Genomic DNA, 20,666 nt, shown 5'->3' on the forward strand with positions numbered 1-20,666 from the left:
GATAGACAGAACAAATGGGTCTAATACATCTCCTTTAACAATACTATCTGGTACGGATACATTTATATACAAGGCAATAAGTACAGGAAGTACTGACAGCATTGATGACAGACAACAACTCCCATTCGACTTCCGAGTCGGACGGACGACAGGACAACATATCAATCGACCGCCGTGGATATCTGCAAACACTTGGAGCACTGGGCGTGCTTGGTGTCGGAACGACAGTAGCAGGCACCCCAACCGCCGCCGCGCAGGTGTCATCTGAACTACTTAACTACGATGGGCGCTCCGATGGTGCAGAATGGCGCGAGACCGCTCAAAAGCGCATCGAGGAAATTCGCAAGACAGACATCGAAGTCGAAGTGATCGGTCCCGGTGGTCAGCCAATGGACGAGGCCACAGTCGATATCGAGATGGCCGAGCACGAGTTCGACTTCGGCAGTGCTGTTTCGGTCAGCCACATCACCGGTGACGGCGAGGATGACGCGATCTATCGGGAGACGTTCCGTGAGAACTTCAACAAAGCCGTCATCGAGAATGGGTTGAAGTATCCGTCATTCCTTGGACCGTGGGGCGACAGCAAAGCGGAAGCCAAGGCAACACTCGATTGGCTCAATGAGCATGATGTCCCCTCACGCGGACACTACCTAGTGTGGGAAGGATTCGACACCGCATCCGGTGGCGGTATGTCGATCGACGAGTCGGACTCCCGGTCGCCGGAGGAACTCCAACAACTGATTGTTGATCGGATTCAGAATCACGCGTTGGATGTCGGAGACCGAGTAACAGAGTGGGACATGCATAATCATCCCATCTGGCAGAGCAACTTCCGTGACAGGGACGGACTCGGCTGGGATGCCGTCCTCGGGTGGTGGAACGCAGGGGAGCAGGCTACTGACGCCGATCTATACACCAATGAGATGGGGAATGTTGCTGGGGATTTCTTCCGGCAACAGCACTACGACTTTGTTAAACGACTCCTTGCGGATGGCGCCTCTGTCGATGGGGTCGGCTTCATGGGACACGTTCAGTTACCCAACGGTAACGTAACACCACCCAAAGAGATGCTTTCGACGTTCGATCAGTTCGCTAAGCTCGACCTGCCGGTCCTAATCACCGAGTTTGATGTCCAGATCGAACGTCGCAATGATGAGAAACAGGTAGACTGGCAGGTAGACTTCGTTCGAGACTTCCTAACGGCGGCGTTTAGTCACGAGGCCGTTGAAGGCGTCATGTCGTGGGGCTTTTGGGCCGGAGATCATTGGCGGCCAACGGGGGCGTACTATAATGAGGATTGGACCCTACGGCCACACGGTGAGAAGTATATGGACCTCGTCTTCGATGAGTGGTGGACAGACGAGAATGGCAAGACCGACGATAACGGCCGCTACACCACGCGCGGATTCAAAGGAAGTTACAAGGTAACCGCAAAGAAGGGCTCCCTGTCGGGGGAGGATACTGTAACGTTTGATGATACAACTGAGACGGTGCGTGTCGAACTTGTTCCCCCCGGAAGGAACGATTCGAACGCATCCCCGAGCAAAAACTCAGAGGAGGAATAACGCCAAACAACGATAGTTTCACGAAGCAAGCCATCGATTCATCCGGTGATGTACCCCTGTTCGCACGACCGATCCGATGTCGGTGTTGGATCGAAGTTCGAGTATCGGAAGTGTCACGATACCGAAGGGGTAAGAGAACTATTCGATAGGACAACTATAAGGATTCATTACATATTGAATGATTAAAATCGGTGCGCCAGACATCGAACCGCCGCTACCACTAGCTAAATACCGGCACTGAGCGGCTGACAACCGTGTCGAACTACCGGCGGCGTTCGATAACCGTTCCGTCGGTGCCGACTGCGACATCGATGATCCAGTCGCTGTCACCAGTTCCGATACTGATCGCGTATAAGTTGGCATCAGTAGGCGTTTCGATCACCTCCCAACCACCTTCCGTACGTTCATAAACTGCCCCCTTGTCGCCAGTTGCGAGACCTGTCTCTTCGGAAAGATCGATGGCAGAAAGCGCGCTACCGGCGTGAAGCCGTGTCCAGACGGCACCGTCGTAACGGAACACTGAACCGTCATCGCCAGCGACGACTACGGTCGAACCAGTCGCAGCGACACCGGTAAACGTGGCGTTTGCGTCTTCGATCCCGATCTTGTCGTAGCTCTCGCCACCGTTGGTCGTCTCGTAGACGCACTGATTGGTGTCACAAATATGTCCACGGTTATCATCGACGAATGAAACGTTCGAGATACTCGATCCACTCCCCGGTTTCTCGATCGTGCCCCACGAGACGCTTCCGTCTCCGAATTCACCCCTGAGGAGTTCACCGGAGCCGTTGACGAGGTGAATCCACTCTTCGCCGGTCATACCGGTGACAGCGATATCCTCCCACGTGCTCGTTTGACCCTGTGGCGCGGAGTGGTCGGTGAGTCGTCCGTTCTTGTACCGCCCGAGTACACCGCTGTCACCAGCGAACCACGCAGTATTGCCGTCTGTAGTGGCGTCTACACCACGAAGCGGGTTCGAGTTCGCTGTGGGACCGTGTTCGAGTGCGACCGACCATTCTTCTCCAGTCCGGTGGAGGACGACGCCGCCCTCACCAACCGCATACGCGCCGTTGTGAGTAGAAACGACGCTGAGAAGCGATTCTTCTGTCGGCGTATCGGCTTCGATCCAGTCGGGTTCTGTCTCGGAATCGGGTTCGCCAGTTGCAGCATCGTCGGCGGCTGTCGAGGGTGTTTGGATCGTTGACTCACCGTTGGTGGCAGGTTCAGCGCTATCGCTGGTCTCATCACTGACAACAGTAGGCACGTTTTCGCCTTCCGCTGTAAGGTAAAGAAATACCGGTGGAAGAACGTAGACAGCGATTGCCAGCAGAATGAACCTGTTGTTGCCTGTGTAGCTGGCAAGCCCAATCAGCGCAGTTAGCGCCGCTGCGCTTGCCGCGTGTATTCCAGAACGGGCGTACACCCGGTAGTAGGCGAAAAAGCCACGAGGTACGCTGTCCTTAGACGAAGTCATCAGTGATGAACGATGGGTCAGTAATGCCCATTAGTCTTCGGCCAACCTCCTTCATGGGAGACGCGGATTCGAGGAAGCGGTGCGTTATGCGTTTATTTCCTCGAATCGATCGACGCCAGCCTGCGCGACTTCCATGTCTTCTTCCACTTCACCGCCACTCGAACCGATCGTCGCGACGATCCGTCCGTCCTGTCTGAGCGGAAAGCCGCCGCCGAAGATAACGATCCGTCCCTGATCTGTGGTCTGTAGTCCGTACAGGGAGTCACCGGGTGTTGTCATGTCCGCGAGTTCGTGTGTCGGCATCTCCAACGCGGCGGCGGTGTACGCCTTACAGCGAGATATATTCACACTTGCAAGCCACGCTCCGTCCATCCGATGCTGGGCGATGAGATTCCCCTCTGCGTTGGCGACTGCGATCACCGATGGAACCTCAATCTCTTCGGCTTTCTGCTCTGCGGCCTCGATCAGTTCTGTTGCCGTTTCGAGTGTGATTGATTCGACCATCGCTCTGTCCCAGCAGACAGTGCGTAGGTTGGAGTGCTAACGTTCGACCACGCTTTTACAAGCCAATCAAACGAAAACGGATACATCGAATACAGGACGAATGAGACGCCTGACGCGCCTGAATCGGTCCAGAGCCATCGGAACAAACCTTATTCGATCACGGGTTATCGTCGAGAGCAATGCTGGAAAGTACGACGACTTCGAAGAACGGATACGAAACCGTCACCCGACTCAATAACACCGATCTCATCATCGACGCGGGTTCCGAGACCGAACCCAGTCCGACCGAGACGTTGCTCGCCAGCTACGCCGCGTGTTATACCGTAGCACTCCGTATCGGTACGCAGCAGCAGGACGTCGACACTCTTGGACGTGTCGAGATCAACGCCGAAGCTGACCGAGATACCGAAAACGATCTCGAAGCCATCCGCTTTGCAGTGGCCGTCGAAAGCGATCTCGATGCGGAAACGCTTGCAGCAATCGTAGAACGGGCGAACGATCTCTGCCACGTACACGATGCGCTCCGAAAAGAACTCCACGCAGACGTTACCATCCGAGGGAACGCCGTCTGATTCGAAGTCCCGGACGATTTCCGAGTGCGCCCCCTCGAACCTGATGCCAGCGACGGGCACGAACATTTGTCATCGATACTCGATGACGGCGGTACCTTATTGTCCGGAACTACCGTACAGACACACGCTATGCCAGTGAGAACCGCAGAAGCAACCTGGGAAGGTGGCTTGCAGGACGGCGATGGATCGGTTGAGCTTGAGAGTGGCGCATACGAGGGGCCGTATTCGTTTCAATCTCGATTCGAAGAGGGGATGGGGACGAATCCAGAGGAACTCATCGGCGGTGCCGAGGCAGGCTGCTTTTCGATGGCGCTCTCGATGCTCCTTGCGGAAGACGACTACACGCCTGAGCGGATCCACACCGAAGCGGCTGTCCGACTCGAACAAGTCGACGGCGACTTCGCTATTACCAGTGTCGAACTCGATACCGAGGGTACAGTTCCGGAGATCGATGAGTCGACGTTTACCGAGTACGCCCAAGAAGCCAAAGAGAACTGTCCGGTTTCGAAGGCATTGGGTGGCACTGATATCACGGTGAACGCAACGCTCAACTGAACGCGCTAACCAGTTTCGGACTGAGATAACAGTGAACGCTGCCGGAACATTCGACTGACGAACTAGCCACCGAACAAGTTCGTATCAGTCGAATACCGGCCGTAGGGTTTGAGACGCCTTCATGCGTGCTGTCGATCAGTATGAGTCGTTGTGACTCGCATTTACATACGTACTTCCGTAACGATAATTGTTCTGGACAGGAGAATCGAGATGGCGTACAATCATCGACAGTTCGAAACTCGACTGTTCTACTCTTCTCCGCCGTGGGGAATTACTTCATCAGGTCGTATTTTGAGGAGAACACGCGAGGTCCGGATGGGCGGTTGATACTCGTCGGCGTCTGTGTAGCGTTGGGCAAGCGTGTCGATGTGTTCACGAGCGTTCTCTTCACTGATTTCATCCACAGTTCCAAGCACTGAGAGCGCCCGATATCCATCCGCCGGATCTGTCATACTTATTCCGACAGATTTGTTATTTTGAACGTTCTGTTCCTTTCGTCGTCCGCGTTCCGTATTCACGAGTAGTCGGTCAGTGTCGTCGTCGTAATCGATCCACACCGGAGTAACGTGTGGAAAACCGTCAGGGGTGAGTGTCGCGATGTGCGCGAACGTTTCCTTTTCGAACAAGTCCTGAAAGTTAGATGGAATCGAGCCCATACCGTACGAATCGTCCGCCATCAACTTTATACTACCTGCGCATCGGCTTTTTCGATCAATCGAATTACGTATTATTTTCCTCGTCGAATGAACCTAGACCAGGTTCGAACAAATCTGCGTGACATCGGTCGCCGTACAACGAGCGTCACAGATCGGTTGTTATGGTATTTGACTGTTTTTACAATATATGGTTACTATCCGGAACTATTATGTATTTTCAGACTTCATGACTCATATGGATGACTCGAAACGGGAGTTCGGCAGTGGGATCAGTCGTCGAGAACTGCTTGCTCTTGCAGGCATCTCCGGAGTGACAGCATTAACGGGGTGCGCGAGCGCAGAAACGACCGCTACGAATCCTTCTGTGGGAAGTCCATCACCGTTGCCAGTCCCAGAAACAGGGGATATTCCCCAGCCATCTGGTCCGCCAGGGAACCTCACTGTGCTCGATTGGGCCGGATTTGACAGTGCCGTTTCGTACACCTTTGATGACGGACAGCCATCGCAACTCGAACATTATAACGAATTACGGAAGACGGGTATCAATTCAACCTTTTACATCTCAATCAACGTTGATTTCTCTGGCTACGAAGAGGGATGGCAACAGGTCGCTGCAGACGGCCACGAAATCGGAAATCACACGGTGAGCCATCCTTACGCCGATCTTACCGGGAGCAGTTTCGGAGAACCGCTAAACAGCACTGCAGCAGAAATCAAACAGTGCACGGAATATATCACCCAAACGTTCGAGCAGCAGGACGTGTGGACCATGGCAGCCCCCTTCGGTGATACCGGGTGGATCGAACCGGCCAAGCAGGCCGATGTTTTCTTGAATCGTGGTGTTGGTGGAGGAACGATCGCGCCGAACGATTCCACGAATCCCTTCGACTTACCGTGTTATACCGCAAGCGACGGCGACACAGCAGAGACGTTTGACGATTTGGCCGATTCGAGCCATTCGAATGGGGAGTGGCTCATTTACCTGTTCCACTCGATCGCGCCCACCGACGCGGAGTGGTACGCACCTGTGGGCATATCTGAAATCACTGAAAATATAAACCATGTGAAATCACTCGATAATGTCTGGATCGACACGGTTGCTACGATCGGTGCTTACTGGCTTGGGCAAAAGATACTCGATTCGACCACACCTACGAGAGCAGGAAGCGACAAAGTTTGGACGTGGACATTGCCGGACGGCTTTCCGCAGGGTCAATATCTCCGGGTCAAAACGGACGGCGGAATTCTCAAGCAGGAGGGTGAGGCTTTAGAGTGGGACCCACATGGCTACTATGAAATTTCATTGGATGCAGGCCGTTTGACACTTTCGCCATCGTCCGCCGGTCCTCCTCGACGCTGCAACAGGCGGTACGATCACGACCGCTAATAGTAGATCGCGTCGCAATTACCAGCCCGAGGCGTCAGTAAACGCGTTCAGTCGCAATCTCGGCTCCCTCAACAAGGGCTTCGAGCTTCGCCCACGCAATTTCGGGATGGACCATTCCAAGGCCGGCTTGCGTGCCGAAGCCACAGTCGGGTGCGGCGACGAGCGGTGTCGAGTCGTCGACCACTGTGGCAACGCGCACAAGACGATCCGCGATCGTCTCCGGGTGGTCAATGATGTTCGTTTTCACGTCAACGACGCCCGGGATCAGCGTCCAGCCGTCCGGAAGCGGTTGCTCTCCGAACGCACGATACTCGTGTTGGTGGCGTGGGTTCGCCTGCTCGATACTCAGTCCAGAGATATCAGCCTCATAAATCTCCGGCAGGAGGTCGACAAGATCCGTGTCGAGGTGGTGGGGTCCCTCGTAGCTCCCCCAACACGTGTGGAGACGGACCTGTTCGGGAGGAACGTTTTCGAGGGCTTTGTTGAGTGCTTCGACGTGGAGGCGCGTAGCGTCCTTGATCTGTTCGCGTGATTCGTCCGCGTAGGCTGCCGTCTGACCGATGGTGAGGAGTTCCGGCGCGTCGATCTGGAGGGTCAGCCCCGTTTCGGCAATCAGCTCGTACTCCTCGGCCATTGCGTCCGCGATGGCAAAGAGGAATTCCTCGTGAGAACCGTAGTACTCGTTAACATGTGTGGTCGCAACGACACTCGGTGACGCCGAAGTCATGAACACTCCCTCGAAGTCGGTGTCGAGAGTCTCAAGCGCATTGTGCAACTCCCTCTGTTCGGCTTGGGCTTCGTCGAAACCGGTGTACTCGATAGACTCGGTGACGACGGGTTGCATTGCGAGGTCGATAACGTCCGTTTTGAACGTCTCCTCGGCGTAGTCCGGGAACTCTTGGAGGTCTGCCCAGAGTTCCTGCTCGCGTTTCCCGTCGATTCCGCTCAATCGATCTGCAACGTACCAGTTGAACGAGACGCGAGCCTGTTCGCCGTTGTTGACGATATCGAGTCCGATGTCGTCCTGACGTGTGAGAACGTTCCTCGTGGCCTTCGTGACGGTCGCGTTCCACTCCTCTTCGTTGATATCCACGCCGTTCTGGCGCGCTTTGAGGAGTTCGAGCAGTTCCGGGGACCGCGGGAGACTTCCAATGTGAGTCGTAAGGATTCGATCTTCGGTAGCAGTCATTGAATACCTATCCCAGTAATAGTTTTTCACGATATTATAACCAACGGTATTTTGGTGGTGACAGAAACGAGTCATACACTCACGAGCAGGTGTGAATTGGCGGGATAACAACCACTCGTCGTGGAGTTTATTGTTATTTAGTATAAATTTAGATATGTGAAATCATATAATCGGGGTGGAGTATCACAGATTCCGCTGTATTACTCGGAAGCGCCACCGGCGTAGTCACGGTGGCTCTCTATTTCGCTGGTGGGCTTATCTGGTCCTCTTCGGGATCGCTGGCGGGATCGAGCGTTACATTCGCTCCTGCCGAGACGCAACTTCTCAGTGAGGGAGAGACGCCCTGCGATAGGGCGGGTTCAATGCAGGACGACGGTCGCCGTCAGTCGTCCGCTATGGGGACGCGACTGCCCATGGCTGCGGCGTCGCGCTGTACGTCGAGGAAGTCCAGTTCAGCATCTGGACACGTTCGTTTGATCAGGTCGAACGTCTCTCGACACAACGCACGGCCATCGGCTTTCGTCATGCGCTCATTACCGGGCACCATCACTAACACCTCATTGGTGTCCTGAGTGACCTTGAACCGATCAGCATCCCGGCTGACGGGGCCGAGCAACGCCAGTATATCTTCGTTCGACTCCCAGAGCAGATCGCCCGTTGTTGCTGTCTCTGGTTCGTCGTGGAAGATTGGGAGCATCGTCTCGCCGCCGTCGGCGCGGCGCACCGTGATCGGCCCGGTGATGTCGGCCGTATCGTGCATCCCCATGATTGCGCCCGACCGTGCCCCGACGATGTTGTACGCATCAACGACGTTGTTGGTGCGGTTAAATCCGCGCGCTTCGATGAGCTTTGCGAGCTGCTCACCGGCTGGTTCCTGGGAGGGACGCCCGAGTCGTCTGAACAGCTCACGCGATCCCGCGATAACGTCGGAATTTAATACGTCCGACGCGTCGCCAGTCAGTTGATTGATATCGTCAATCTCGGCGTCTAGTTCGTCACAATCCTGTTGGATGGTAAGATTGCGAATGAGACACCCCACAGGAGAGATCCCCAACTCCCGCGCATTCTCAGAAACGATGAGTTTCGTATTGCTATCCATAGTTAGACCACATGCTACTTCTTACAGTCCATATTGTTATATTTTTCTGTAAGTTACCTAATGCGTAATACAGGTTCTTATATTTACCTATATATAATAAAAAGCCACTGTTGACAGCACTCTTATTAGTATGCTGTTTTGTTTCTATCGAGACGTAGTTGGTCTTGCTGTCAGGTAAGGGAGTTTGTACGCGTGCAGTGGTAGCTGGCGAGAACACAGGCTCGTGCGAAGCTGTTACTGATGACCCACATCCAACCGTTTATTCATATAATTGTACTAACTATTGGGCGTGTTCTGGTTTGACGTTAGATCGACGGAAGCACTGCCGCTATCTTTTCGATGGGGTGAGGCGGATTTTCAGCACGATTGGCTCGATCACCGATCTGGCTTCGGCACGACCCACCGGGGGCGACCACCGTCTCACTGTCGCTTTCATCGATCTTTTCGAAGACGCGCTGACCGATCGACTTCGAGAGGTTGTAGTGTTCAGTTTCGTATCCAAAAGAGCCAGCCATGCCGCAACAGCCGGTATCGAGAGGATCAACCTGATAGCCTGCTCGCCGGAGGACACCGACCGCGTGATGGTCTGTACCGAGGGCATGCTGATGGCAATGGCCGTGATAGGCCAGCGATTCGTCCGTCGTTTCGAGATCGAGACCTTCGATCAACCGGTAGGTATCCAGATATTCACAGATTCCGTACGCGTTCGTTGCGACGCGTTCGGCAGTCGGACTGTCGATCAGGTCGGAATATTCGTCCTGAAAGACCACCGCGTCGGAGGGTTCGACCACGACGATCTCATAGCCATCATCGAGGTACTCCGCGAACCGCGCGATGTTTCTCCGAGCACGTTTCTCGGCCGTATCGAGCATCGCCATCGAGTAGGCAGCCCGGCCGCTCGGTTCGAGATCCTGTGGAACGACAACGTGGACGTTTGCGGCCTCAAGAACCCGAACAGCAGCCTTCCCCGGTCCGGGGTAACTGTAGTTAGTGTAGGTGTCTGGGAACAGCAGCACCTTCTGATCAGCCTCGCGTTCGGTAACGTGTGGACCACGCTCGTCGTACCAAGCCTGCAAGGACTGGCGGCGAAACGGCGGGAGTTGGCGATCACGTGCGATCCCAAGCGTCTTCTCCAGCACCGTTCGCACGCCGGGTACGTTCGGTGCGACATTCGATACAGGAGTGAGTGCGCTGCCGAGTTTCGAGACAGCGTCGATGTTGCCGAACAGTTTCTCACGCAGGCTGATCCCGTCCCGCTGGTGGTACTGGTGTTTGGTCTCGGCTTTGAGCTTGGCCATATCGACACCCGTCGGGCAGTCGCTTTTACAACCCTTACAGCCCACACAGAGATCAAGCACCTCCCTCTGGAACTGCTCCGTGTACAGCTCTTCTTCGGGAATCTCACCGCTGATCGCTGCTCGGAGCATGTTCGCCCGGCCACGAGTGGTCTCCATCTCCTCGTTCGATCCCCGGTACGTCGGACACATCACCGCATCAGTCTGTCGGCAAGTACCACAGCCATTACACAGTTCGACGAGCTGCGAGAAACCGCCTTCGTCCTCGAAATCGAGTTTAGTTTGTGGTTCGATCGATGTGTACCCGTCTCCGTACCGAAGGTTCTCACGCATGTCCGTCTTCCCGGTGGCACGCGGATCGCGTGCTGCACCGTCCCTCCGTTCGTTCGCGGAGTCGTTGTAGACGACCTTCCCGGGATTCATCAGCCAATCAGGATCGAAGGCCGATTTGATCGCTTTGAACGCCGTCCATAGCTCTTCGCCGTACATCTTCCGGTTGAACTCCGTGCGCGCGAGACCGTCTCCGTGTTCACCTGAAAACGAACCGTGGTGTTCTACGACGAGATCGGTCACATCGTCAGAAATGGATTTCATCCGCTGGATTCCCTCATTCTCTTTGAGATTGAGGATCGGGCGGATGTGTAGGGTGCCGCTGCCGGCGTGAGCGAAGTAGGCTGCCGAGGTGTTGTGGGCATTGAGTACCTCCTTGAACTTCTTGACGTACGCTGTGAGTTCCTCGGGTGGAACCGTCGCGTCCTCGATGAACGGATACGGCTTTGGGTCGCCGTCGAGGCTCATCAACAGTGGGATCGCAGCCTTCCGGAGTTTCCAGAGGTCGTCTTGGTCCTCGGGAGTATGGGCTTCGAGGACAGCGAAAGCGTTGCCGTTCTCCCGGAAGCGCGCGCTCATTTCCTGCATCGGTGTCCTGAGATCGTCGTGCAGTTCCGAATCGAACTCCACCATCAGCGCCGCCGCAGTACCAGCAGGAATCGGGGCTTCGTACTGAGCGTACTGTTCGGAGTCGCGTGCCAGTCGGAACACCGCTTCGTCCATGAGTTCGACCGCGCTCACCTCGTGTTCGAGCGCCTGCGGGACGGCTTCGAGGGCGTCGATCAGCTCCTCGAAACAGTAGAGTGCAAGCGCAGTTTCATCAGGAACGGACACAAGGCTGATCTCGGCTTCCACAACGACGCCCAACGTCGATTCTGCACCGACGACGAGTTTCGAGAGGTTGATAACGCGCTCACCGTCGTCGTTCTCATAGATGACTCGGTTCAGATTGTACCCCGAGACGTTTCGCTTGAGATCAGGATAGCGTTCGGCAATCTCGGCGGCGTTGTCTGCAACGAGGCCGCGGACGGTCTCGTAGATCTCAGCCTCACGGTCGTCCTTTTCGACGATTGCCTCGTATTCAGGACTGTCGAGGACGATCTCACGGGTGTGAATAAGGGAGCCATCCGAGAGAACAACCTTCAACTCCTCGGTGTAGGCGTCGGTGATGCCGTAGCGCACTGAGTGGGCACCCGTCGAGTTGTTTCCGATCCCACCCCCGATCGTCGCGCGGTTCGAAGAGGCGGGATCGGGGGCGAACTTCAGTCCCCACTGGGCAGCGTAGTCATCGAAGTGGTCTTGCACCACGCCGGGTTGAACGCGAGCGCGTTGGGCGTCAGGATCGACTGCGAGAACGTCGTTCATATAGGTGCTCATATCGAGAACCACACAGCCCGGTCCGACGGCCTGACCGGCAAGCGACGAACCGGCTCCGCGGGCGATGATCGGAACACCGTGTTCCGAGGCAATTCTCACCGCGTGGCGCACATCGTCGACGTTCTGGGGCATGACGACGCCTGCGGGACGGGCCTGATAGACGCTGCCATCGGTTGCATACAGAACCTGTGCGTACTCATCAAAGCGGGCCTCCCCGTCGAGTTCGGCCCGGAGATCGGTAGCGAGGTCCGCGTATTCATCCAGATCCGGACGATCGTGTCTCCGCTCAGCGCTACCGTTGCCGAAGTCACTCGGATTGCTGTGCGGATTTGTAACAGTCATTACGCTGACTTCTGGGATCGATCATGATAAATTCTGTGTTTGGGACCCCCTGTCGTGGGATCGGCGGATTGACCCACGATTTTACAACGAAGCGGTGTATCGCTCAGGTTCCATCAGGCCGGACTGCACAACCGTTACAATAGTACACATGTAACGAAATTCCGCTCCAACGTAGGGTATTTCCGAATGTGTAGTCCGCGTTTGTGACAAACACAGTACTAAGATGATGACAGGTGCTACTAGATTGGATTTCAATCTGATGCCTCGACTGAGATCCAACCCCTGTATCGTGATTTCCCGCGCGCCAACCCAGACCCGACACAGCCGCCGATGGACTTCAAGCGTATTAGGTGTTTGAACGTTTATATCCCAACATATAATATAATTCTCAACTCCTGCCGTTGCGGTCCTATTCCGTTTGGAATGCGTTCCGAGAAACTCGAACACCGTCGACGTGTCCCGCCGGATTCGTTCTATTCCCCCCATCCACGATGTGTTTAAGGAACTACCCTCGCCATTAATGTAAGATATAACTCACTATCGGTTGGTGTCGGGAATTCTACGGGTATCGTCTTCGTTAATCGAAATCAGGTCGTCCTCAAGCCCCGATTCATCACCTTTAATAATGAGTGAGGTTTCACTCCGAATGACTGAGATGGCTGCAATCGACAAGCGGACACACGACCGGAAGTTCGTGCGGACGTTTTTCACGACCCCGACAGCGGTCGAAGAAGACGATACCGCCAAGATGTTGCGCAGCGCGTCCCAGCTTCGTGGGATGCAAGCACCCGACGTGTGGGTGCCCGACAACGAAGACGCTACAGCGCCGAACATGCGCGACGAAGGCGCTACGAACATCGCTGAAGTCGTCGCTGAGGAAGGCGAGGGCGTTCCCGGTGAAATCCACCCTCGCGTCGTCTGGCACCGCGACAGTCCCGGAACGCGCTACCGCGGCTTCCAGCACATGCTGGAGATCGCTGACCCGGACAACGGAGCCGTCGAGCACATCGATGGGTTCGTCATTCCCGAGGTCGGTGATATCGACGACTGGAAGAAAGCCGACGAGTTCATCACGATTGTCGAGAACGAGCACGGTCTTGAGACGGGGAGCCTCGCGATGTCGGTCATCATCGAATCCGGGGCAGCCGAGCTTGCCATGGAGAAACTGCGGGACGAGATGGGCAAGCCCACCAACAACCTCGAACGGCTGTTCCTGTTGGTCGACGGTGAAGTCGACTACACGAAGGATATGCGCGCGATCACCCCGACGGGTGAACTCCCGTCGTGGGACGAACTGCGTCACAACACCTCACGAGCGGCCAGCGCAGCCGGTCTCATCGCAATCGATGGCCCGTACGACGACATTCGCGATGTCGAGGGCTACCACGAGCGCATGCAGGACAACCAGGCTAAAGGACAGCTGGGCATCTGGTCGTTAACCCCCGGTCAGGTTGTCGAGGCGAACACAGATCCCCTCCCACCCACAGAAGGGTATTGGCTCATCGACGAGGACGGCCGTGATGTCGAGCTTGAAGACGAGGGTGACGTTCAGGTGTACAACGGCAACCGCATCACTCTCGAAACCTCGGGCAACGGCTACACCCTCACGGTCGGCAGCGATCGGCTCGAACTCGAAGACGAGGACGCACTCCAAGAGGAACTGCTCGGGTTGCTGTCCTACGTTCCGAGCTTAGACGACATTGTCGACTCCATGGAGGAGTTCGAGGCCGCCAAGGAAGCAGGTCAGGGGGCTATCGCCATGACGCAGTCGACAACCGTCAACATCGACGGCGTCGAGATTGACATTAGCCGCGACCGAATGTGGGACGAAGCGACCTATCAGGCCCTTCAAACACCGATCACCTTCTTCCAGGACATCTACGAGAACCGGCCTGACCAGCACGATGACCTCGCTGAACTCTACAGCGAGGATATCGTGAGTCGCGCGATGAACGTTGGGAACTGATCACACGGGCATAACGCCGCCGCGCGGGAGCGCGAAGGTGCCGTCCCGTTGGTGTCCGGGACGCAACACCGACTGCGTGGCACATGGGGTTGAGGGAGTCAGTCGCCAGTGGCTGACTCCGGTTCGGTGATTCCGAACTCGTTGAACCGGTCCAGTAGTACGACGAATCCGATGGTGACGGCGAGCGCTCCGAGCAAGAACGGCACTGTCACGCCGTAGTGCTGGCCGACATATTCTGGTGTAATCGGCGCGAACGCCTGCCGATGAACCGGAGGCTGTTGAACACGCCTGAGACCACGGATCGGCTGTGAGACGAGATTCCCCTTGCGAGCGTTGACAAGTTCGCGCTCGAGATGCCACAGAGGAGCCCGCCAACGATTAAATGTTGATTTCTATATGGTATGTATCCGAATCACCGTGATAATCTATTCTCATACCTTCTCGTGACCCTTAATGATTTTATAGAATAGATATATAATAAAATACACTAATTATTTCGTTCAGGGTAAATGGAATATGAATAGGTATGATGAGTGCGTACACGACTCATTCAGAGACACACTGAAAGCGCCTTTTCTATCGTGTTATTCGATCCCACACAACAATAACCGATGGAGTGATAAGAATCGATGTCAGATACGCAAAAAAGATAGAGAGCGCGACGACAAGACCGAATTGACCGAGAATTGGTGTAATCGCCAGCACAAGCACCCCAATACCAGTCGTGGTCGTGAGCATACTACCGGTGAGCGCACCTCCGGTTCCGCGAACGGTTTCTTCGAGCGCGGCGAAAAGGTCTGTGCGCTCATCGTACTCGTCGGCAAACCGATGGACGAAGTGCGCCGAATAATCGACTCCGAGGCCGATGGTGATCGAGAGGATCGTTGCAGTCAACGCGTTGAACGGAATACCGAACAGTCGCATCGACCCTGCAAGCAGCGCGACCGAAACGACAATCGGCACGAGATTCACGATACCGAAGGAGGGCCGGCCTTCGATACCGTAGTAAACCAACACGAGGAACAACACTGTGACGACGAGCGCCGTGAGGAGGCTCTTGATCGCTGACTCGAAGATGGCGTCAGAGACGGCCTGCAACACGACGGTTTGTCCCGTGGCAATCGCTGGGAAGCGATAGCGGTCGGTGAATGCGCGGGCGTCGCTCGTGATCTCCTCCTGTGGGGCATCGCTTGCGGTCGAGTAGACGACTTGAGTATGCCGGTAGTCCGGAGTGATGTATTCACGCGCTTGCCCCCGATACGACGAATCGAGTAGCGCGTCGTAGATGTCACCCAGGTTGTCGTCGGGCACGCCATCACCGTCGACATCGTTCCGGTCGACCAACTGCGCGAACGCCGTCGATTGCTCTGCGTAGTCACGAATCACTGTGATAATACTCTCAGTATCGACCTCGCGGTTGTTCGGCGTGAGAGTGTTCGGCGGATCCTGATTTGCGCGCTGAATCGATTCGAGCGCGGAATCCTTCCGGAGATTCCCCTCAACGTATATCGTCACTGTATCATCTTGTGTGGTAGCGAATCGTTCATCGAGGAAATTCGACGTGGCGGTCACGGTGTAGGTGCTGGGTGCAAGCGGTTCGGGGAGTCCCGCGACGTAGTCGGGGACTTCCTCTGGTGGGAGGAAATCGTCCTGTGAAAACGAGGTGTCGACACCGGTCGCGTAGAAACCAGCCCCAACCGAGATGAGCACTGTCGCCGCGAGCAGCGCGTAGGGCGCACGCCGGGCGACGACGACCCCGACTGTCAGTATCCGCCCCAACAGCGACCCTTCCGAGCCGAGCGGACGAACCCCGAACTCCCGGATCCCACGTTGGTTCCGGAGCCGGTCGGCCCACACCTTTGTGGCTGGCAGGAAAATCCCGAAAATCAGGAACGTAAAGACGATGCCGACGGCGGCAACGAGACCGAACTGACGAATCGGTCCGAGATCGCTGATACCGTTCGCGGCGAATCCGACGACCGTGGTGCCCGTGACGATGAAAAAGGCCACGAGCAACTGATCGGTTGTCGCCCGCATCGACTCATCAATCGTGGCCCCGGTGACTCGTTCCTCACGGTAGCGATTGATGGCGTGAATTCCGAAGTCGATTCCTACCGCAAGCAACAGCGGCGGCACGGCGATGAGCATCTGCGTGAACTGCAGCCCCGCCAGCCCGGTGAATCCGAACGTCCAGATGACCGCCATCACGAGCGAGAGCATCCCTAAGAGGAGGTCGATCGGATCGCGGTAGGCGAACACCAGAAAAACGAGAATCAGCAGTGCGACCGCGGGCACAACGATGATGAGCGAGTCGAAGATGATGTTCGTGAACTCTGTAGAGACGACACCACTGCCAAACACCCGGATATCGCTGTCAACGCTTTCGGCCACGGACTGTGTGCGTGTTTGAATGTCTGTCAGCGGGCTATTCCCGCTCGTTCCGGCCGACTGTGAGACACCACCTACGTCGTGGTGAACGGTCCCGACGGTTGCAGCAGCCGATGCTGACTTTCGGTTGAAATCCTCACTGAGCAGCTCGGTGAAACCAGTCCTCACGGCGGCCGTCCGAATCGCCGTTTCGATCTCCGTGGGTGTTGCACGCTCGATCGTCCGGATCTGCGCATCGAGCGTCGTTGCGTTCGGATCAAGCGTGTGCGCAACGATCCGCGCGGCACTCGATGTAGCGACCACTCGAAGATTCTTGCGTGCCACAAGACGCTGTTGGACTTCGAGCATCGCCACCAGTTCATCTTTCGCGAGGACGTTCGGTCCCGATTGGATGAGTTGAGTGCTCCCGTTCGCCTCCTCGAACGGTGGTGCGAACCGTTGATTCACATCATCAAGGGCGTCCTGCGCGGGGCTATCCTCGGTGAACTGGCTAGTTCCGGATTCGGTCGAGATGTTTGTGAATCCGACCGCAAAAATCGCTGTCAACAACACAAACGCGAGAATCACCCTCTCTGGTCGCTCGATGATCCAGACATCGACCGCGTTGATGTATCGCTGATGGTCGACCATATCCTGTCGGAAGTCACTGTTTCATCCGGACCCAACCGGCACCGAGCAGTGCGAACAACGCGCCGAGACCAACCGTCACACCGAGCACGGGAAGTATGCCATCGTCTCCCTCAGTAGTCGCTGTGACCGGGATCTCATACGTTTGTGAGAGTTTCGAGTCATCCGAAGCAGTCTCGTATTCGAAATCGATCGACAGGGGATACTGTCCATCGCTCGCGTCGGCGTTCACGCTCACATCGAATGCGATTTGCGCTGACTCACCGGGCTGTAACCGTGCGATGTACGCATCACTGGTGCTGGTCGACAGCGGATCGTCGACGAACGTTTTGGCGTTGATATTTCTCACTACGGTATCACGATTGTTGGTTACGTTCAGCGTTACCGTCCCTGTGGACCCAACATCAATGGTGGCATTCACGCGTTCAACGATAAATTCGTCGCGCTGTGGGGCGACAGCAACCTGTGTATCGAGTGTTTCGCTCTGACCGGCATTGCCGCTCTCGTCGTCATATTCTACGACGAAGGAAAACTGGCGCTGCCCAGGCTCCGCGCTGTCGGTGGTTTCTACGGGAACGGAGACGGTCGTCGATTCTCCTACCGAGAGAGAGCCGATAGCGACTTCAGTTTCCTGTGGATTACTGTTCTGGCTGTGTGTCACGAGGGAAACGACGGCGTTCGAAACGTTCTGCGGGCCCTGATTCGTCACCACAGTGGTGACAGTGCCCTCATCCCCCACGCGGAGTGTGCTACTCGTGTTTGTAACGATAAAGCTCTGTTTGGGTTGGGGTGTGACGCCCACGATGAACGGTCCTGCTCGGGTCTGGTCGCCGTCAGCGTCGTCGTACGAGACGGTGGCTTGAAACGGGTAACTCCGGGCATTGGTTTGGTTGCTTGCGGTGGCGTTGAGCGTGATCGTCCGCTCTTCACCCTCATCCCACTCCCCGACGAACTGCGTAGCGTTCGCGGTGTGGCCAAACGTGATGCCGCTCGAAAGCGACCGGAGGTTGACGGTGGCCTCTGAGGCGTCCGCGTCAGCGTTTTCGAGTGTCACCGAGACGATCCCTGTGCTGCCGACCTGCAGCTCAGTAGACGAGGAAACCACCTCGAAATCGTCGCGTTCGTCGTCGATATCGATTTGAGCAGTGAGTTCTTGGCTTTGTACGGGATTCATGTTTTGATCGTAATACTCCACTACAAGTGGAACCTGCCGCTGACCGGGTTCAGCAGTGCTATTGACCGCCACCGGCAGCTCGAACGATTCTGATTCATCCGAATCGAGACTCCCAAGCACGTACTGGGACTGACGAGGAATCACGTCGTGGTTGCCGTTGGAGCCGAACGTGAGTACCGCATCGGTGGCCGATTGAGGACCTTCATTCGTAATCGTACCGGAGATGGTTCCTGACTCGCCCGCCTGCAAGTCGCCATCGACACCGGAGAGCGAAAACCGCTGTTCACCATCCGGTGCGACGCCGAACGTGAGCGGTGACGACCGGGATGAATTACCGCCGCTGTCTTCGTAGGTGATCGTCGCTCGCACAGGATACTCGGTCGTATCGGCTGTGCGTGACATCCGCGCTTGCACCTCAATGGTCCGTACCTCTCCCACATTCCACTCGCCAACGAAGCGGCTGGTGTTCGGCGATTGGCCGAACGAGAAATCGCCCGACAGCGACTGGAGGCTCACGACCGCATTCGTAGCGTCCTCACCGGTGTTCTCGATGGTCACGGAGACGTTTCCGATTCCGCCGGCGGGCACGTCAGAGGAAACTGAGACGACTTCGAACTCTGCATCAGGCGAAGGAGGAGTTGCGATGATCTGCTCACTCGTCTCGAACACCGAAGACGCGGCGACCGACGCCGCAGTATCGCTATCGGAGAACGTTTCCGTGAACTCACCAGCGGTCGTTTCCGCTCCGTTTGCGACGTTTCCGACGGCCGAATCGCCCACAATGAAGCCGACGGCGATCCCGTGGAAAACGAGAAGACCGACGAGCGAAACGGCGAGCGCCGAGTGGTTCATCGGTAGCCAGCTCGAACAGCGAATTTCTCCGTCACAGCCGCCATCCCTCGGAAAGTCTTGCGCTGTTTGACTGTCGCTCCGCATTAGCGTCGTCCATACTATTTTCCTACTAGCAGTCTATAAAAATAATTTCTTCGGTGCTCGATAACCCAGTTGATCGTCTTCCGTCGTGGGTGAACGCGACCAGTCACTGTATGCGGGGGTGCGCATACAGTTTCGGTGGCTCCGTCAAGGCAGTACGCCGGAATCACGATCTCACGCCACCGAGTTCTACGATCGACTCGGCAGCGGAGCCGACGAAGACCGACATGGGATCGGTGGCAGCAGCAAACAACCAATCAACGGCACCGACTGTACCGAACACGGGCGTCTCCCCGGGTGAATTTGGCTTCGACCCAGACCTCCATCTACTCAGAAAACCGCGTGAATTCGCCGGGTGGACTTTAACGGTGTTCGACTGCGTAGCGCCGTCATGGGATCCCTTGATGACAAATCGGCCTTGATCACGGGGGCGTCGAGAAGCATCGGACGCGGAATAGCGGAGGGATTCGGTCGTGAGGGTGCTGCAGTAGCGGTGAACTACCATTCGAACGAAGAGGGAGCTGAGGAGACAGTCGAAACGATCGAGGACGCCGGCGGTTCCGCCACCGCTGTGCAGGCCGATGTCAGTGACGAGAACGAGACCAAAGAACTCGTCGAGACAGTTATAGAAGAATTCGGTGGCATCGACGTGCTCGTGAACAATGCCGGTGTTCTTGAACCATCGACGCTTGCAGAGATGGATGTCGAGACGTGGGATCGAACCATTTCAGTCGATCTCCGAGGCGCGTTCCTGGTTACACGCTTCGTTATTGCTGGAATGCTCGACCGAAGTGAGGGAAGAATTATCAATATAGCATCACAATTGGGGATCAAGGGGGCCGAGGAACTCACCCACTACTCGGCCGCAAAAGGCGGTATTATCGCCTTCACACGCGCACTAGCTCGGGAGGTTGCTCCTGACGTTCAGGTCAACGCCATCGCGCCGGGACCTATCGAAACCGACCTCCTCGACGATACAACCGAGGAGTGGCGCGAAAACAAGAAAGCTGAAGTGCCACTCAGCCGGATTGGAACCGTAGACGAAGTCGTGCCCACGGCAGTGCTGCTCGCCGGACACGGCGGGGACTATTATACGGGACAGACACTCAGTCCCGACGGTGGCGATGCGATGCATTAGGCAATGTAAAACCGGTTGAGAATGCTATGCATCCTCATTCCTGAAGTGATAGCGCAATATTTTCCTAGTCGCAGGCGGTAGCAGCTCGTAGTTGT

15 protein-coding genes are annotated in these 20,666 nt (G+C 56.0%); 7 read left to right on the forward strand and 8 right to left on the reverse strand.

Annotated elements, in window-relative coordinates; translation table 11 throughout:
- Positions 1 to 104: 104 nt before the first annotated feature.
- Positions 105 to 1,565, forward strand: coding sequence for an endo-1,4-beta-xylanase (locus tag EIK79_RS06895; protein WP_124954388.1), 1,461 nt, complete (start codon positions 105 to 107; stop codon positions 1,563 to 1,565).
- A 262-nt stretch (positions 1,566 to 1,827) separates the two neighbouring features.
- Here the strand turns inward: EIK79_RS06895 and EIK79_RS06900 are convergent, their stop codons facing one another.
- Together EIK79_RS06900 and EIK79_RS06905 are read right to left on the reverse strand one after the other, a co-directional pair.
- On the reverse strand, positions 1,828 to 3,039 hold the full coding sequence (locus tag EIK79_RS06900) for a sialidase family protein (RefSeq protein ID WP_124954389.1): 1,212 nt from the start codon (positions 3,037 to 3,039) through the stop codon (positions 1,828 to 1,830).
- Between the two features lie 84 nt (positions 3,040 to 3,123).
- Entirely contained in the window at positions 3,124 to 3,543 is a 420-nt protein-coding gene (locus tag EIK79_RS06905) for a GlcG/HbpS family heme-binding protein (RefSeq protein ID WP_124954390.1), read from the reverse strand.
- Between the two features lie 179 nt (positions 3,544 to 3,722).
- Between EIK79_RS06905 and EIK79_RS06910 the strand changes: the two genes are divergently transcribed.
- Positions 3,723 to 4,115: an OsmC family protein gene (locus EIK79_RS06910; protein ID WP_124954391.1), complete on the forward strand. Its 393-nt coding sequence runs from the start codon at positions 3,723 to 3,725 to the stop codon at positions 4,113 to 4,115.
- A gap of 129 nt (positions 4,116 to 4,244) precedes the next feature.
- A complete protein-coding gene (locus EIK79_RS06915; protein ID WP_124954392.1) occupies positions 4,245 to 4,670 on the forward strand; it encodes an OsmC family protein in 426 nt (141 codons plus the stop codon).
- Positions 4,671 to 4,918: 248 nt separating this feature from the next.
- Here the strand turns inward: EIK79_RS06915 and EIK79_RS06920 are convergent, their stop codons facing one another.
- Positions 4,919 to 5,326: a pyridoxamine 5'-phosphate oxidase family protein gene (locus EIK79_RS06920; RefSeq protein WP_124954536.1), complete on the reverse strand. Its 408-nt coding sequence runs from the start codon at positions 5,324 to 5,326 to the stop codon at positions 4,919 to 4,921.
- A 235-nt stretch (positions 5,327 to 5,561) separates the two neighbouring features.
- Here EIK79_RS06920 and EIK79_RS06925 point away from each other — a divergent pair, with 235 nt between their 5' ends.
- Complete coding sequence (locus tag EIK79_RS06925; protein ID WP_124954393.1) at positions 5,562 to 6,713, forward strand: polysaccharide deacetylase family protein; 1,152 nt, start codon at positions 5,562 to 5,564, stop codon at positions 6,711 to 6,713.
- A 34-nt stretch (positions 6,714 to 6,747) separates the two neighbouring features.
- Here EIK79_RS06925 and EIK79_RS06930 read toward each other — a convergent pair whose 3' ends face one another.
- From EIK79_RS06930 to EIK79_RS06940, 3 genes are all read right to left on the reverse strand, one after another.
- Positions 6,748 to 7,902 carry a cobalamin-independent methionine synthase II family protein gene (locus EIK79_RS06930; RefSeq protein ID WP_124954394.1) on the reverse strand — a complete coding sequence of 385 codons (1,155 nt, stop codon included), beginning with the start codon at positions 7,900 to 7,902 and terminating at the stop codon, positions 6,748 to 6,750.
- A 382-nt stretch (positions 7,903 to 8,284) separates the two neighbouring features.
- Positions 8,285 to 9,001, reverse strand: coding sequence for a phenylalanine--tRNA ligase beta subunit-related protein (locus EIK79_RS06935; protein WP_124954395.1), 717 nt, complete (start codon positions 8,999 to 9,001; stop codon positions 8,285 to 8,287).
- Between the two features lie 305 nt (positions 9,002 to 9,306).
- Entirely contained in the window at positions 9,307 to 12,345 is a 3,039-nt protein-coding gene (locus tag EIK79_RS06940; protein WP_124954396.1) for an FAD-binding and (Fe-S)-binding domain-containing protein, read from the reverse strand.
- Positions 12,346 to 13,009: 664 nt separating this feature from the next.
- On the opposite strand from EIK79_RS06940, the gene aceB reads away from it, so the two are divergent.
- Complete coding sequence (gene aceB / locus EIK79_RS06945) at positions 13,010 to 14,311, forward strand: malate synthase AceB (protein WP_124954537.1); 1,302 nt, start codon at positions 13,010 to 13,012, stop codon at positions 14,309 to 14,311.
- A 576-nt stretch (positions 14,312 to 14,887) separates the two neighbouring features.
- Here aceB and EIK79_RS06950 read toward each other — a convergent pair.
- The gene (locus EIK79_RS06950) at positions 14,888 to 17,329 is read right to left on the reverse strand and encodes an efflux RND transporter permease subunit (RefSeq protein WP_124954397.1); all 2,442 of its coding nucleotides are present in this window, start codon (positions 17,327 to 17,329) and stop codon (positions 14,888 to 14,890) included.
- 13 nt (positions 17,330 to 17,342) lie between these two features.
- Complete coding sequence (locus EIK79_RS06955) at positions 17,343 to 19,352, reverse strand: COG1361 S-layer family protein (RefSeq protein ID WP_233738000.1); 2,010 nt, start codon at positions 19,350 to 19,352, stop codon at positions 17,343 to 17,345.
- Between the two features lie 169 nt (positions 19,353 to 19,521).
- Between EIK79_RS06955 and EIK79_RS06960 the strand changes: the two genes are divergently transcribed.
- A complete protein-coding gene (locus tag EIK79_RS06960) occupies positions 19,522 to 19,734 on the forward strand; it encodes a hypothetical protein (protein ID WP_124954399.1) in 213 nt (70 codons plus the stop codon).
- Between the two features lie 90 nt (positions 19,735 to 19,824).
- Positions 19,825 to 20,571, forward strand: a complete 747-nt coding sequence (locus EIK79_RS06965; RefSeq protein WP_124954400.1) for a 3-oxoacyl-ACP reductase family protein — start codon at positions 19,825 to 19,827, stop codon at positions 20,569 to 20,571.
- The last annotated feature ends 95 nt before the right edge of the window (positions 20,572 to 20,666 follow it).

It is taken from the genome of Halocatena pleomorpha (genome assembly GCF_003862495.1).
In the GTDB taxonomy this organism is placed as follows: Archaea; Halobacteriota; Halobacteria; order Halobacteriales; family Haloarculaceae; genus Halocatena; species Halocatena pleomorpha.